Source organism: Streptococcus anginosus (assembly GCF_001697145.1).
GTDB classification, from domain to species: Bacteria; Bacillota; Bacilli; order Lactobacillales; family Streptococcaceae; genus Streptococcus; species Streptococcus hominis.
This window is the reverse complement of record NZ_CP012719.1, coordinates 338,306-351,568: the sequence shown is the minus strand read 5'-3', so window position 1 is coordinate 351,568 and position 13,263 is coordinate 338,306. Positions and strand designations below refer to the sequence as shown.

The following is a 13,263-nucleotide window of genomic DNA, read 5'->3' as shown; positions in this document are numbered from 1 at the left end:
AGTTATGAATAAAGAAGAAATACTACAATATCTTATTGATTTAAGACAAATTACAGCTCCTATGGCTAAAGCTAGACAGCGTTATGCAGCTGCTGAACAAAAACTAACAAAAGTAAAGAATAGTTTCGGAAAATCCATTATTATCTTTCCAATTTTATCAGTACTTTTCTTTATGATGGACTCAAGCGGAGTACGGACTGCATTAATATTTGCAGCTATTGCTATCGCTCTTATCGTTTTAAAATATGTTATTATGCTACCACCTGCTCAACAAGAATTTGATGAAGCAAATAATCAGTGTAACACCGAAGTATCGAATCCTGCTTACATTGAAGGAGCAAAAGGTTTCCCTGAGCGTTTTTATAACTACCATGACATCTATCGCTTATAAACATTAATTGATGAAGGGCGTGCAGATAATTTGAAAGAAGCCTATAACGTTTTAGAAAATCAACACTTTCAAGAAGACCAATTATCTGTTCAAGAAGAAATTCGTTCTTTACAGGAAGATGTTGCCCGTTCTGCCCGTCAAGCAGCGGCCAGCTCAACTATTTCAGCGATTAATTCTTTTCGTAGAAAATAAAGGTTTATTGATTTAGCAAAACTACTTAAAAAGGAGATTTTATGGATAAAGCAAAAGAACAACTTCGGGTTTTGATCAGCTTTATAAAAAAGCATACTATATCGGTGGTAATTGGTGCTACTACTATTCTTGCAATACTTGTCTTTTTAATTGTACAATTCAATAGCCCAGTTAGCGTTATAAACAAAGTTAAACCAAGCTTTGTCGGCTATTCGGATGATGGTGAAGTTAAGATGAATGATACAGCCTTAAAAAATGAAATCAGTAGAATTGTCTATCAAAAATCAGGTTTTGATAAGCAAACGATTGATAGTATTATGCAAGGAACAAATGTTAAAGCAATCGTTGAAACTTCACTCGAAAATGCGGAAAAATTTGTAAAAGCTCAAAAAATTTTGCTGAGTATCACAACTGGTTTTGATAAAACGGAAAATCTAAAAAATGGTGATACTGTTACTTATACCATTTCGTCTTCTCTCAAAGATTCACCTATAAAATCAGAGAAAAAAACCTTTAAAGTATCCGGTCTGAAAGAGTATGCAGATGCAACCTTAGAAAAAACGATGAAATACTATCCAATCACATTTGAAGGATTTGAAGGCAGTAGTAGAGTCAACTATAACCCAAATGTGCTTGCGATTCAAGAAGGCAGTGATACGCTAAATAAACTTAAAAATGGTGATAAGATTACTGTTACTTACTCACATGTAGCAAGAAGCCACGTTAAGAAGTACGGTCTTGCAATTCGCAACATGAATGAGAAAATAACTCTTAAGGTTAAAGGGCTAAAAAATATCTCTGATTTAAAAAATCTTGCAGAAATTGAAAAGCGCGCAACAGAGCTTATTCGGAAACGAAATAAGGATTATGACAGCTCGGTGGAGCGCATCACCAATCAAATTGAAAAGCTTTCTTCGTATGTAAAAAGTGATACTGACAATCTGATTTCTATAAAAGTCGTTTTTAAAGTGGTAACAACAACAAATAGCAAGATGGCAGATCGCATTAAGACCGATGTCGAATATAGGTTTGTATCCTTTGATAATCTTACACTATCAAATAATACAATTAATATTAGTGATTTAGAGCATCTTGGAGAGTTAGATTGGTGGATGCACTATAACAATCTTTCTTCAATAGAAAAAGAGTTAACTGGTTATTCAAAGATTGAATAACTACCTCTTTTGATGGATGACAAAAGAATAATCACACGTTACTATAAACAGAAGAATGTAGCTCTATATTTACAGCAAAACTATACCAGTCTGTTTTTTAAAATCAACTCCTTTAATTGGGAGTATAAAGCTGTTAGAACTATTTAGTTCTAGTGGCTTTTTTATATCTAAAATTTTATTTTCATTTGATTTCGTGTGCTGCTCGTTAACACTCGCAGTATATTATTTTGCGCTTTACGCTTACGGGCTCGCTCACGCGAGCCTGATTATGAGGCTACGCCTCACACTCCTGAGTTGTGTTTGTGAAAGAAACAAATCTACGTTTCGCTTATGAAAGGAGTTCCTAATTATGTTGAAAGAAATTTATTCTTCCATTGGTAACTCTCAACCTCTACAGTTTAAAAAACTATTTTATCATTTATCACAATTATCAGAAATAGAATTACAAATTCTAATCGGATATGAGACTGATGAAAAAAGTTTTTCAGAACTAGCAGGGATGTTAAATCTCAATTACAGAGAAGTTGAGAATACTTATAACAACATTATCAAATATCTAAAACAACTCTAAGCACGTCCAGCTCATGACGTTAAACCGAGCATATGACTTAACACAACGAAAATACAGAAAGGAATTAAAGAAATTATATGAAAACAAAATTCAGAAAAAAAGGTGGATATTCAAAACAACTCGCTAATGAGATATTTAGCCCTGATCTCCCATTCTTCAGCCTTAGTACAGAGACTGAAGAAAAATATGATTATGTAGATGGAAAACGTACAAACAAGGTTGTAGGTCATGCCGCTTGGTTCGTCCAAGAAGGGCTCCCTCCTTTTGAAGTAAAATTCCCAGAAGACATAGCCTTACCAGCTTTTCAAGCAATCGTCACCTTTGATGAATTAGTGGCTTGTGAAGTTAGAAACAATATCTATTTCCGTGCCAACGGGTACAACGAGGTAGAATAATATGGCTGTGCTTCAAGAATATCTCGAACGATGTTTAAACATGGCATTGGGAGCTTCTACCCAAGGAGAGACGACTTACGACAACAGCTTCAGTTGCGAGATTAGGGAAGAAGGTTTCATCTTTCTTCCCCGCTTTCCTGCGGGTTATGTAGTTGATGATGACTTATATCAAAAAATTTTTTCAATTGCTAGCGCTGCACTTTATCCTCAATATACTTTGTTAAAACAAAACTCCGCCTATTTTATCCCCCTAAACAATAAATCAATCAGCACCCAACGTGCTCTCTTCTTCCCTTGGAAAAAAGGAATATCCAAACGATTGGTCATTACTGACTTAGACAGTCATGCCGCTTCCCATAAAGAAAAGAAAATTCCTCTTATGGATAATCTATCACTCAATTATAATGCGGTCACATCTATCCTTATTGCAGGAAATAGCGGGTCAGGAAAAAGTTATATGTTGACTTATTTACTTAGACAACTAAAAGAACGGTCTGATTTAGTTATTGTAGATCCAAAGTTTGATACTCCTAGCCGTTGGGCAAGGGAACACGGACTTCCTGTTATTCACCCCGATCCCAATCACTCCAAGAGCGACTTTGTTTCTGAAATTAACTCATATTTGAGTAAATGTTTAGAAAAGATTCATCAACGTCAAGCTATTTTATACGATAAACCCAATACACTGTTTAAACATTTGACGATTGTGATTGATGAAGTTTTGGCTATTTCTGAAGGAACAAATAAGGCTATCAAAGATTCATTCTTTGCCCTCTTATCTCAAATTGCTTTACTAGGTCGAGCAACTAGGATTCATTTAGTCTTGGTCAGTCAACGATTTGATCATACTGCAATCCCTGTCTCTGTTCGAGAACAAGCAAATGTACTAATCCAGATTGGAAATATTAACCGAAACACAACTCAGTTTTTATTTCCTGACTTAGACCCTAAAGGTATTGTCATACCAATCGGTAAAGGTACGGGTATTATTCAAATTATTGACAATGAACATCCGTATCAAATCTTACCGCTTCTATGTCCAACATACTATACTACACGAAAGGAATTATAAAGAATGAAACTAAAAGATTTTATTCACTACACCATCTTAAATGGTGTTCTTTTATTAGTTACTGAAACAGTTATGCTCCTCATAGCAATACTAACAGCTCCATTCCATTTGCAATTTCCAACACTACAATTCTCTTTATTCGGAATAACATGTATTTCACTGCTGTTCGAATGTTATTTGGTGATACAAGGAAGTAAGAAATGTACATTCTCTTATTTCTTATTCTCAGTTGTTGATACAGTACGAATGTGGCTTTTTCTCATCCGAAAGGACGCAAGCCCACAAACATCTGCTCAAGGTTTAACATCCCCAAAACCAAGTTATTTACATAGCTATAATAAAGCTGCTAGAAAGGTAGTTTTAATCAATACAAAAGACAGAGTTACTTTGTATCTAGCTATCCCAAACGATGAACAAGCCTATAGCTTGTTGAAACAGGAACTTTCTACAATTAGATCTCGAGTAAGCAATAGCTACTCTGCTTTTAGCTTTTCAGATTTTGAAGAAAGAAAGCATTATTTCATTTTAAAAGGGACCCGTTAGTAAGTCGCCTTTTCTCATTTCTGTCTTTGTCTCAGAAGTGGGGAAAGGGTAATACTAACCTTTCCCCACAATATATATTTATACTGGCTAGTTATTGCTGGTGGCTTTCACTTCGTGAGCCACCGCATAACTAGCTTTTTTATTTTTAGGAAAGGAAACATTCCATGAAATCAACACTAAAATCAAGATCTTTTTGCGCTACTTTAAACAATGTAGATAAGCTATTTGATAAAGAATCAGATTTCTTTGACGATACTGAACGTTTTCAAGAGAAAACAAGAAAACTCATTCACGATTTCCGAGAAAAGTTAGATGAAAAAATAAACTACTCACCTGAAGAAATTGTACAACATCTTATACAGCTTTGGATGCAAGGAAAAGAAGAACTGCGAGCCTGCGCTATTAATTATGAAATTGGAGACAAAGGAGTTCATCATTGCCATATGATTTTAGAAGATAAGCAGCAAGTTCGTCTGTCATCCATTCAAAAGCTTTATCCAACTATCCATGTGGATATAACTAAAGGAACAAAAGAAGAAGTTAAATCTTATCTAAATAAAACAGGAAAACATGAAGAAAAAGCCCATACAATCATCGTTCCCATGAAAGAGGCGGGAAATATTCTTGCCAATGAACAGGGGAGACGAACAGACTTAGAACAAATTCAAGAGTTATTAGAGACAGGATTTAAACCAGAAGAGATTATGGAGACCAACCTATCTTTTCGGCGTTACTCTAAACTTATCAAAGAACATTTTTATCAGACGAGATTAAAAGCTGTTCCTACAGAAAAACAGATGACAGTCTATTGGCATTATGGAGAATCTGGTACGGGCAAAAGCTACGCACAAATTCAACTCCAACAAGAACATGGGCGTGATGAAGTATATGTTTTATCTGATTTTCAAAATGGTGGTTTTGACCACTACCAAGGGGAGCAGATTCTGTTCTTAGATGAATTTAAAGGAGAATTGAGTTTTAAGCAACTTTTGACAATACTTGATAAATACCCTCAACAAATCCATGCACGATATACCAACATCTATGCTTTGTGGACAGAAGTACATATCACCTCTATTTTCTCACCAGAAGAAGCATATAATAAAATGGTACGATTAGAAGACCGTCAGCGCGATCCAATTGAACAGCTTTATAGACGAATTTCAACCGTAGTCTATCATTTTGTAAATGCCTCTAATGATTATGCGACCTTAAGTTTTTCTACAGAGCAATTTAAGAAATGGGCACAAAATGACATTAAGAAACTAGCTGTACAAACAAGCGAGAACGTCCCTCATGAGAAAGCTCTGATTTTTTCAGAAAAGACTACAAGACTAACAAAAAATAAAGAACTGGAGACTAACCAATGACAGAAACAACTGAATTAATTGTAAACTTGGAACACATTCATATTTCTCTTCCAGAGACGATGATTGTCGTCAATAAAGAAAAATATCATGAACTAAAAGAACAGGCTGATTTAGGGCGTTATATGACCTTATCAGAGGTTTTGAACCTACTTTCAGTTAGTCGTCCTTGGCTACTTGAGAACGTCCTCTATAAGCCCGCTATCCGCAAAAAAATTGATATTGAACAAAATCCGAATGGTTTTGTCAAGTATCCAGAAAATCAAGGTGGACGTTATTTCTTCCTTGCCAGCAAAACAAAAGTATTTTTTGAAAAAAATTTTACAGAAATTTTTAAAGAAAAGTGATATAATGACCAAGACAAAATCTTGGTTATCGCTTTTTTATCATAGAAAGAGGTAATCAAATGGCAGTATCATATAGAAAAAGAGGAAAGAAAAATCTTTGGGACTATCGCGTCTTTGACAAACATAAGCAAGTTGTCGCTAGCAATTCAGGATTTCGTACCAAAAGGGAAGCGGAAATTGAAGCACTAGAAATTGAGTTGAGGCTGATGAGAGGAGTTACGATAGACAAGCTAACCCCCTTGTATGAACTTTGGAAAAAATGGTTTGAACTACGTGTAAAACCACTTAATAAAAGTGAATCAACTATGCTAAAACATGAACTAAGAGGAAAAGTAATCAAGCGTTATTTTGGAAATCAACCAGCCAGCTCAATTAAATCCAGTGATTATCAGGCTGCAATCAATGACTATGCTAAGCAGGTTACAAAAGATACCATTCGCCGTTTAAATGCGGAAGTGCGGAAGGTCATTCAGTTTGCAAGACAAGATAAAATTAAAATAGACGATTTTACAAAAGGGGTTATCATTACAGGAAAAGCCCCAGGTAAACTAGCTAACAAAAATTACTTATCTAGTCTAAGTGATTATCGTACTTTTTTAATTGCAGTTAAAAATAAATTTAATTCTAAAGGTGTAGTTCCCTATTTATTATATATTCAATCTAAAACGGGAATGCGCTTTGGTGAAGTTGTTGGATTAACTTGGGATTGTATCAAATGGGAAGAAAAAGTTATTTATACTTATAGGCGTTACGATAGTACCAAATATCAATGGCGCCCTCCTAAAACTGATACATCCGTTCGTGAAATTCCTGTAGATGATGAGACACTCCACATTCTTTGCGCAGTGAAGAATGAACAAGAACGGTATTTTAAGAGAATTAATTTTTCAAATGATGAGAACTTCATCTTCATCAATCCGCATTACGGAGTTCCGAGCAATACCGCAGTTAATAAGTACCTACGAGCACTATTACGAAAAATCCAAATTCAACCCTACGACTTGACTTCAACAGGCTTACGTCATACCTATGCAAGTGTTCTGTTAGGACAAGGAATTGATATTTGGGTCATAGCTAAGAATATGGGACACAAGGACATTAAGCAAATCACAGAGACTTACGGTCATCTTATTAAAGAGAAAGCAGATAGAGAAAATGACAAAGTTAGAGAGTTTCTAGCAGGAGAGGGCGTTTCAATAGCTTAAAAAGTGTGGATTACTGGTTGACCAAAAGTTGACCAAAAACAAAAGAAACCTTGATTTAACAAGGTTTCTAGCACACAAATATGCCGATTATAGGGCTTGAACCTACGACCTACGCGTTACGAGTGCGTTGCTCTACCAACTGAGCTAAATCGGCATTCAACACATTCTTATTCTAACACGTCAAATTTTTTTGTCAAGAAGTTTTTAGGAAATTTTCTTGATTAAAACCATGCAGGGATTATGTGAATCCCACAGCCGAGGGAAGATTTCTAATTTTTTAAAACCTTGAGCCTGATAGAAAGCATTCGTTCTATCGTAGGTTGGATAATGACCCGGTGCCACTGTTTTGACTTGTAAATAGTCAACCTGTTGTCTTGCTGCCATTTCCAAGATATTCACTAACTTTGATCCAATCCCTTGTCTATGATAGTCTTTCTTGATAGCTAGGCAGTCAATCTCTGCACAGTCTTCACTGGAATAGGACAAACTAATAAAACCAAGCGGATCATCACCTTCATAAGCTCCCCAGACACGAAGTTTCCCAGCCGCCTCAATATAGGCTTGAGTACTATCTGGAATACCAAACCACTCTGGTAAATCAGCCAAAATCTCAGCTGCAATCGCTAACTTCTGCTCCTCTTTCTTGATTTCTTTAATCTGAGCCATTCCTCTCTCCCATTCCTGCCAACAAATTTTTATCTTTTATGTTTATGTATTCAACAATCAACAAAAATCCCGCACAAGGCGAGATTTTCCTGTTTATTTGGTAAGCGCAATTAAGCTTTACCTTCTGAACCGAATACGTCGATACGTTCTTCAACAGCTTCTGTAATTGCTTCGAAACCTGGTTTCAAGAATTTACGTGGGTCAAAGAGTTTCTTCTTATCGTATTCTGCTTCGTTTGCTTCGTATTCAGCAACGAATTTACGAGTAGCTTTTGCAAAGGCAATTTGACATTCAGTGTTTACATTTACCTTAGCAACACCAAGTTTAATTGCTGCTTGGATTTGGTCGTCAGGAATACCTGAACCACCGTGAAGTACGATTGGGAATCCAGGAACAGCTTCTGTCAATTTTTGCAAGTGGTCAAGGTGAAGACCTTTCCAGTTAGCTGGATATGGTCCATGAATGTTACCAATACCTGCTGCAAGGAAGTCAATTCCAGTTTCAACCATTGCTTTTGCATCTTCAATTGGAGCCAATTCACCATCACCGATGATACCATCTTCTTCACCACCGATTGTACCAACTTCAGCTTCTACTGACACGCCATTTGCATGCGCAAATTCAACAACTTTGCGAGCTTTTTCAAGATTTTCTTCAACTGGAAGATGAGAACCATCAAACATAACTGAAGTGTAACCAACTTTGATACATTCAAGTGCATCTTCATAATGACCATGGTCAAGGTGAATAGCAACTGGTACAGTAATTCCCATTGATTCTACAAGGTTTTCGATGAGAAGTTTACATACTTTGTAACCACCCATATATTTAGCAGCACCCATAGAAGTTTGGATAAGAACTGGAGCTTTTTTAGCTTCTGCTGCACGCAAGATAGCTTGAGTCCACTCAAGGTTGTTTGTATTAAATCCACCAACTGCATAACCATTGTCACGAGCTGCTTGGACAAATTTTTCTGCTGAAACGATTGCCATTAGTATTAGGCCTCCTATTTATTTTTATGGGTTTTCCCATTTACATTGTTTATTTTATCACTTTTTAGGAAAAAATACCAGCATTTCCTAATCTTTTAAGCGTTTTCTCTTATAAAACTGTTTTTCCTGCTTCATATTTCAAAAATGACAAAACAAAATATAACTATAGTAACAAAAAAGCCGGCAAAAGCCAGCTTGTCTGATGCGGAGAGAGGGACTTGAACCCTCACGACCTAAAGCGGTCACAGGATCCTTAGTCCTGCGCGTCTGCCAATTCCGCCATCCCCGCGATTGGGTACCTTATTAGTATAACAGGATAGAAACTCCTTGTCAAGAAATTTTTTTGAAAAAATGTATCTGTCAGCACTTAAAATCACTCCCTAAAGCCAACTCTTATTTGAGACTTCTTCGATATAGGTTCTTTAGATAGGAACAACAAAAAGAAACTCCTACGAAGCTTATCGTTCATAGAAGTTTCTTACATTTGTTTTATTTCACATGATTTTCGTAGTCATCTTGCGCTTTTTTATTAGAGGTTTCTTTTTCTTTTAGCCATTTCTTTTTAGCACTTTCGTATTCTTTTGTTGTTACAATTTTGTCTTGCAGTTTGACATATTTGAAATAACTGCTTGAAGCACCTTTGATTCCAACTAATGAATAAGAACGGCTAAATGGAACTGTTTTCGTCACGGATGGTGTTCCCCCAAGAGACAGGTTTGGCATTGTCAAGCCACTATCAATTAACCACGCTTGTGCTTCGGCATATTTTTCATAGCGCTTCGTTTCATTGGTTTCGGCATTTGCTTCTGCTAACATCTCTGTATACGTGTCCAGTCCAACTGCCTTAATCTTATCATTTTCTTGACCTGGCTCCAGACCAAAGTTTTGTAAACTACCACCATTTTTTGTATTCAAAGTATCTAAATAAGTAGATGGGTCTTGATAGTCACCAGACCAGCCACCATTATACAGATCATAGTCCTTTTGAGCAGCTGTATTAGCAAAATAACTGATATTATTTAATTCATCTGAACTCATTTGTTGAATATCAATGACAACATTTTCTGTGCCCAAGACAGACTCAACAGATTGCTTCATGGAACTTTCCGATTGAACACCAATTTTGCTTGTCTGATCAGTCGGTACATCTAAGTGAATAGGGAACTGAACACCTTTTGCTTGCAATTCTGCTTTAGCTTGAGCAAACTTCGCCTTGGCTTTTTCTGGATTGTAATAAGCATCTTGTGCATCGGCCAAATTCATATTTGACCATTCTGAACCATAGTTTACCAATTTAGAAGACACAACATCACCAAACGTTTTATCACCGATAGAAACAAATGTTGGTGGCACGAGTGTGTTCCGCAATACCTTTGTCGCTCCGTCTTTCCCATTACTTTGTGCACCATAAGCAGTACGATTATAGGCAAAGTTGATAGCTTGGCGGAAAGCTTTATTTAGCACCGCTTCTTGTGTCGCAGCCTTTTGAGCATCTGTTTTCTTAGATGTATGGTTGTAAGACTGACGATTTAAATTAAAGTTATAATAGTAGCTGGTCGCATCTTGCAAACTATAGATGATATTGTTAGCATATTGTTTCTTAACAGAAGCAAAACTAGAGCTATTTGGATAAAGACGAGCTGCACTATAGGCACCATCTGTGAAGTTACGGATAAGAGCTTCTTGGTCAGAGCCGTCATAATATGTCAATTTAATGTTATCCAAATGAACATTCTTTTTATCATAGTAATGAGGATTTTTAGCAAATTCCATAGAAGACTTGGCTGTCAGAGACTTCAATAGATAAGGACCATTGTATAGAATGCTGGTTGGTTTTACAGAACCAAAATTTTTTCCTTGTGATTTCAAGAAATCTGCATTAACTGGGAAGAGGATATTATTGGTCGTTTTTGAATTCCAATAAGTCTCTGCACGGCTGGGTGTATACTGTACTGTATAGTCATCTAAAGCTTTTACTCCAACCGTTGAAAAATCTTTCGTTTCACCCTTGATGTAAGCATCTAAACCTTTGACAGAATCTTGAACGAGGTAAAGGGCTTCTGATTTATTATCTGCGGCGTATTTCAAGCCAGTTACAAAGTCTTGCGCTTTTACACTTGCGTACTCTTCACCTTCTGATGTGTACCATTTAGCATCTTTACGTAATTTATACGTATATGTCAAGCCATCTTTGGAGACTGTCCATGACTTAGCAAGCGCCGGAACTAAATTTCCGTACTGGTCATTTTCCAATAATCCATCAACTAAGTTAGTCACAACATCTGAAGTTGTCGCACGGTTCGCCATCAGATAATTTAGCGTATCTGGATCTTGTGTATACACGTATGAATAAGTTGATGTGCTAGAAGCTGACTTGCCACAGCCTGATAATAGGATTCCAGCACTTAGCACAACTCCTGTTGCAATAATCCATTTTGATGATTTCATAGATAAACCTCCTCTAATGTCACATCTTATTACATTGAATATTATACCGAAATATTCTCAAAAAGTAAAGAGCTGTTTTTGACAGAAAATATTATTTATTCAAAATACTAGTTATTCACTGCATAATATGATTAAAATAAGCCGCAAAATACATAAAGAAGCAAAAATAATAAATTTATCTTTTGACTCAAATTGAATAAACATTCTTTTAAAGTTAAAAAATAAGCCATTCTACTTTATGAAGATAGCAACTACTCCCCTCCTTCAACTAAATATTGAACCTATTATACACTTTTTTCGTATAAGTACAAGAAAAATCATGATTTTTTAATATATTTTTCGGATTTTCTGCTATTTAAAAACAAAAAAAGAGACATCCAGAGATGTACTGACCCCGAAAAGTTAGACAATTAATTTATCCAAAGGATTTAGTTCTGTATTGCACAGGGCTAAGTCCTTTTAGTTTTACCTTAATCCGTTTGTTGTTGTAATAATCAATATAGTCTACAATAGCTTGTTCCAATTGCTCAAGTGAGTGAAACGTCTTCTCATAACCATAAAACATCTCAGACTTAAGAATACCAAAGAAGGACTCCATCATACCGTTATCTGGACTGTTTCCTTTACGTGACATGGACGGTTGGATTCCTTTATCCTCTAAAAAACGATGATAATACTGATGTTGATACTGCCATCCTTGATCACTATGAAGAATGGTATTCTCGTAATGTTCCTCTGTGAAGGCTTGTTCTAGCATATCTTTCACTTGTATCAAATTCGGTGACGTAGAAAGATTATAGGCGATATTAAAGCCATCTAAGATTGGCGATAAGTAGAGCTTTTGACTGCTTGCTGGAATGGCAAACTCTGTCACATCTGTGTAGCACTTTTTCATTGGTTTGGATGCTTCAAACTGGCGTTGAATAAGGTTATCTGCTTTCTTGCCAACTTCTCCTTGATAGGAAGAATACTTACGTTTACGACGAATTCGAGCACTTAAACCAAGAGCCTTCATCAGACGTTGGACCTTTTTATGGTTCACTACAAAACCACGATTCCTTAATTCGAGTGTTATTCGGCGATAACCATAATTTCCTTTATGCTCAGTAAAAATAGCTTGAATTTCAGCTTTAATATCATGATTTTTATCGCTTTTATCTAGTTGCTTTAGCTGGTAATAATAGGTTGAACGAGCTAGCTTAATAATCTTTAGAAGAATCTCTAAGGCAAACTCTGTCACTAATCCTTGAACAATTTCTGCTTTTCTTCTTGATCCTTTTCGTCCCTCAATCGGAGTTCTCTCAACTTTTTTAGAATGGCATTCTCCGCTCTTAAATAGTCTAATTCTTCCTGAAGTCGCTCTAGCTCTGTCATCTCTTCGGGTTTCTTCTTTGGTTTACGTCCCATTTTAGGCGGTCTCCCTCTTGTTTTCTCAACAATAATATACCCGTTTTTCTTATATTGTGCTATCCAATTAGGCAACATTCCAACACTTGGAAGAGCATAATCTAGAGAGACCCTTATTTGTGAACGACCTTCAAGTAGAACTTCATCAATGATCTCTTGTTTTAGTTCAGGTGAATAGTAACAATTCTTTCCTTTTTTGACGATTTCCATTCCATAACGATCAATCAATTTAATCATGTACTGAAGATTGGTAATTTTTATCCCAAATATATTTGAAAGCTCTTTGAAGCTGCGCCCTTGTTTTCTAAGTTCATAGATCTGAACTTTATCTTTATAAGTTAATTTCATAATAAAAACACCCCAAAAGTTAGATTTTTTTCTGTCTAACTTTTGGGGTCCAGTTCAAGATAAAATTTGCATTTTTTAGTTTCTAACCTCATCTCTCAGAGGGGTGGTTATTCAGCAATCTAGAAGACTAGTGAGGTAGGGACG

Annotated in this window: 14 protein-coding genes and 2 tRNA genes; 10 read left to right on the top strand and 6 right to left on the bottom strand. The window is 36.0% G+C overall.

The genetic code is table 11. From position 1 onward, the window contains the following. The first annotated feature begins 4 nt into the window (after positions 1-4). From SanJ4206_RS01765 to SanJ4206_RS01725, 10 genes are all read left to right on the top strand, one after another. Entirely contained in the window at positions 5-391 is a 387-nt protein-coding gene (locus tag SanJ4206_RS01765) for a hypothetical protein (protein ID WP_157622014.1), read from the top strand. Between the two features lie 30 nt (positions 392-421). Continuing rightward, positions 422-583, top strand: coding sequence for a hypothetical protein (locus tag SanJ4206_RS09835; protein ID WP_187152429.1), 162 nt, complete (start codon positions 422-424; stop codon positions 581-583). A 41-nt stretch (positions 584-624) separates the two neighbouring features. After that, complete coding sequence (locus SanJ4206_RS01760) at positions 625-1,758, top strand: hypothetical protein (RefSeq protein ID WP_157622013.1); 1,134 nt, start codon at positions 625-627, stop codon at positions 1,756-1,758. A gap of 349 nt (positions 1,759-2,107) precedes the next feature. Further along, the gene (locus tag SanJ4206_RS01755) at positions 2,108-2,329 is read left to right on the top strand and encodes a hypothetical protein (protein WP_106382563.1); all 222 of its coding nucleotides are present in this window, start codon (positions 2,108-2,110) and stop codon (positions 2,327-2,329) included. A gap of 77 nt (positions 2,330-2,406) precedes the next feature. After that, a complete protein-coding gene (locus SanJ4206_RS01750) occupies positions 2,407-2,724 on the top strand; it encodes a hypothetical protein (RefSeq protein ID WP_106382562.1) in 318 nt (105 codons plus the stop codon). Position 2,725: 1 nt separating this feature from the next. Continuing rightward, a complete protein-coding gene (locus SanJ4206_RS01745) occupies positions 2,726-3,796 on the top strand; it encodes an AAA family ATPase (protein ID WP_157622012.1) in 1,071 nt (356 codons plus the stop codon). A 3-nt stretch (positions 3,797-3,799) separates the two neighbouring features. Then, positions 3,800-4,339 carry a hypothetical protein gene (locus SanJ4206_RS01740; protein ID WP_157622011.1) on the top strand — a complete coding sequence of 180 codons (540 nt, stop codon included), beginning with the start codon at positions 3,800-3,802 and terminating at the stop codon, positions 4,337-4,339. Positions 4,340-4,503: 164 nt separating this feature from the next. Next, positions 4,504-5,709, top strand: a complete 1,206-nt coding sequence (locus SanJ4206_RS01735; RefSeq protein WP_157622010.1) for a P-loop NTPase family protein — start codon at positions 4,504-4,506, stop codon at positions 5,707-5,709. Continuing rightward, on the top strand, positions 5,706-6,053 hold the full coding sequence (locus SanJ4206_RS01730) for a DUF771 domain-containing protein (RefSeq protein ID WP_106382556.1): 348 nt from the start codon (positions 5,706-5,708) through the stop codon (positions 6,051-6,053). The genes SanJ4206_RS01735 and SanJ4206_RS01730 overlap by 4 nt, the downstream gene beginning before the upstream one ends. Before the next feature lie 59 nt (positions 6,054-6,112). Further along, the gene (locus SanJ4206_RS01725; protein ID WP_157622009.1) at positions 6,113-7,258 is read left to right on the top strand and encodes a tyrosine-type recombinase/integrase; all 1,146 of its coding nucleotides are present in this window, start codon (positions 6,113-6,115) and stop codon (positions 7,256-7,258) included. An 81-nt stretch (positions 7,259-7,339) separates the two neighbouring features. On the opposite strand, the gene SanJ4206_RS01720 is transcribed toward SanJ4206_RS01725, so the two are convergent. The 6 genes from SanJ4206_RS01720 to SanJ4206_RS01695 all read right to left on the bottom strand — a co-directional run bounded on the left by SanJ4206_RS01720 (position 7,340) and on the right by SanJ4206_RS01695 (position 13,119). Beyond that, a tRNA-Thr gene (locus tag SanJ4206_RS01720) sits at positions 7,340-7,412 on the bottom strand. Between the two features lie 50 nt (positions 7,413-7,462). Continuing rightward, entirely contained in the window at positions 7,463-7,924 is a 462-nt protein-coding gene (locus SanJ4206_RS01715) for a GNAT family N-acetyltransferase (protein ID WP_003028461.1), read from the bottom strand. 110 nt (positions 7,925-8,034) lie between these two features. Further along, complete coding sequence (locus tag SanJ4206_RS01710) at positions 8,035-8,916, bottom strand: class II fructose-bisphosphate aldolase (RefSeq protein ID WP_003025917.1); 882 nt, start codon at positions 8,914-8,916, stop codon at positions 8,035-8,037. A gap of 203 nt (positions 8,917-9,119) precedes the next feature. Beyond that, positions 9,120-9,205: transfer RNA gene (locus tag SanJ4206_RS01705), tRNA-Leu, on the bottom strand. Positions 9,206-9,405: 200 nt separating this feature from the next. Beyond that, on the bottom strand, positions 9,406-11,364 hold the full coding sequence (locus tag SanJ4206_RS01700) for a peptide ABC transporter substrate-binding protein (protein ID WP_157622008.1): 1,959 nt from the start codon (positions 11,362-11,364) through the stop codon (positions 9,406-9,408). A 415-nt stretch (positions 11,365-11,779) separates the two neighbouring features. Further along, positions 11,780-13,119 (bottom strand): IS3 family transposase gene (locus SanJ4206_RS01695; protein WP_115233514.1). Its coding sequence is split into 2 segments (ribosomal slippage): positions 11,780-12,687 and positions 12,687-13,119, totalling 1,341 coding nucleotides; the frame shifts between segments, so codons are not numbered across the junction. Positions 13,120-13,263 lie beyond the last annotated feature (144 nt).

What these genes read in the sequence shown, in the direction of transcription:
- SanJ4206_RS01765 (WP_157622014.1), top strand. Translation starts at nt 5, where the DNA reads ATGAATAAAGAAGAAATACTACAATATCTTATTGATTTAAGACAAATT.
- SanJ4206_RS01760 (WP_157622013.1), top strand. Translation starts at nt 625, where the DNA reads ATGGATAAAGCAAAAGAACAACTTCGGGTTTTGATCAGCTTTATAAAA.
- SanJ4206_RS01755 (WP_106382563.1), top strand. Translation starts at nt 2,108, where the DNA reads ATGTTGAAAGAAATTTATTCTTCCATTGGTAACTCTCAACCTCTACAG.
- SanJ4206_RS01750 (WP_106382562.1), top strand. Translation starts at nt 2,407, where the DNA reads ATGAAAACAAAATTCAGAAAAAAAGGTGGATATTCAAAACAACTCGCT.
- SanJ4206_RS01745 (WP_157622012.1), top strand. Translation starts at nt 2,726, where the DNA reads ATGGCTGTGCTTCAAGAATATCTCGAACGATGTTTAAACATGGCATTG.
- SanJ4206_RS01740 (WP_157622011.1), top strand. Translation starts at nt 3,800, where the DNA reads ATGAAACTAAAAGATTTTATTCACTACACCATCTTAAATGGTGTTCTT.
- SanJ4206_RS01735 (WP_157622010.1), top strand. Translation starts at nt 4,504, where the DNA reads ATGAAATCAACACTAAAATCAAGATCTTTTTGCGCTACTTTAAACAAT.
- SanJ4206_RS01730 (WP_106382556.1), top strand. Translation starts at nt 5,706, where the DNA reads ATGACAGAAACAACTGAATTAATTGTAAACTTGGAACACATTCATATT.
- SanJ4206_RS01725 (WP_157622009.1), top strand. Translation starts at nt 6,113, where the DNA reads ATGGCAGTATCATATAGAAAAAGAGGAAAGAAAAATCTTTGGGACTAT.
- SanJ4206_RS01715 (WP_003028461.1), bottom strand. Translation starts at nt 7,924, where the DNA reads ATGGCTCAGATTAAAGAAATCAAGAAAGAGGAGCAGAAGTTAGCGATT.
- SanJ4206_RS01710 (WP_003025917.1), bottom strand. Translation starts at nt 8,916, where the DNA reads ATGGCAATCGTTTCAGCAGAAAAATTTGTCCAAGCAGCTCGTGACAAT.
- SanJ4206_RS01700 (WP_157622008.1), bottom strand. Translation starts at nt 11,364, where the DNA reads ATGAAATCATCAAAATGGATTATTGCAACAGGAGTTGTGCTAAGTGCT.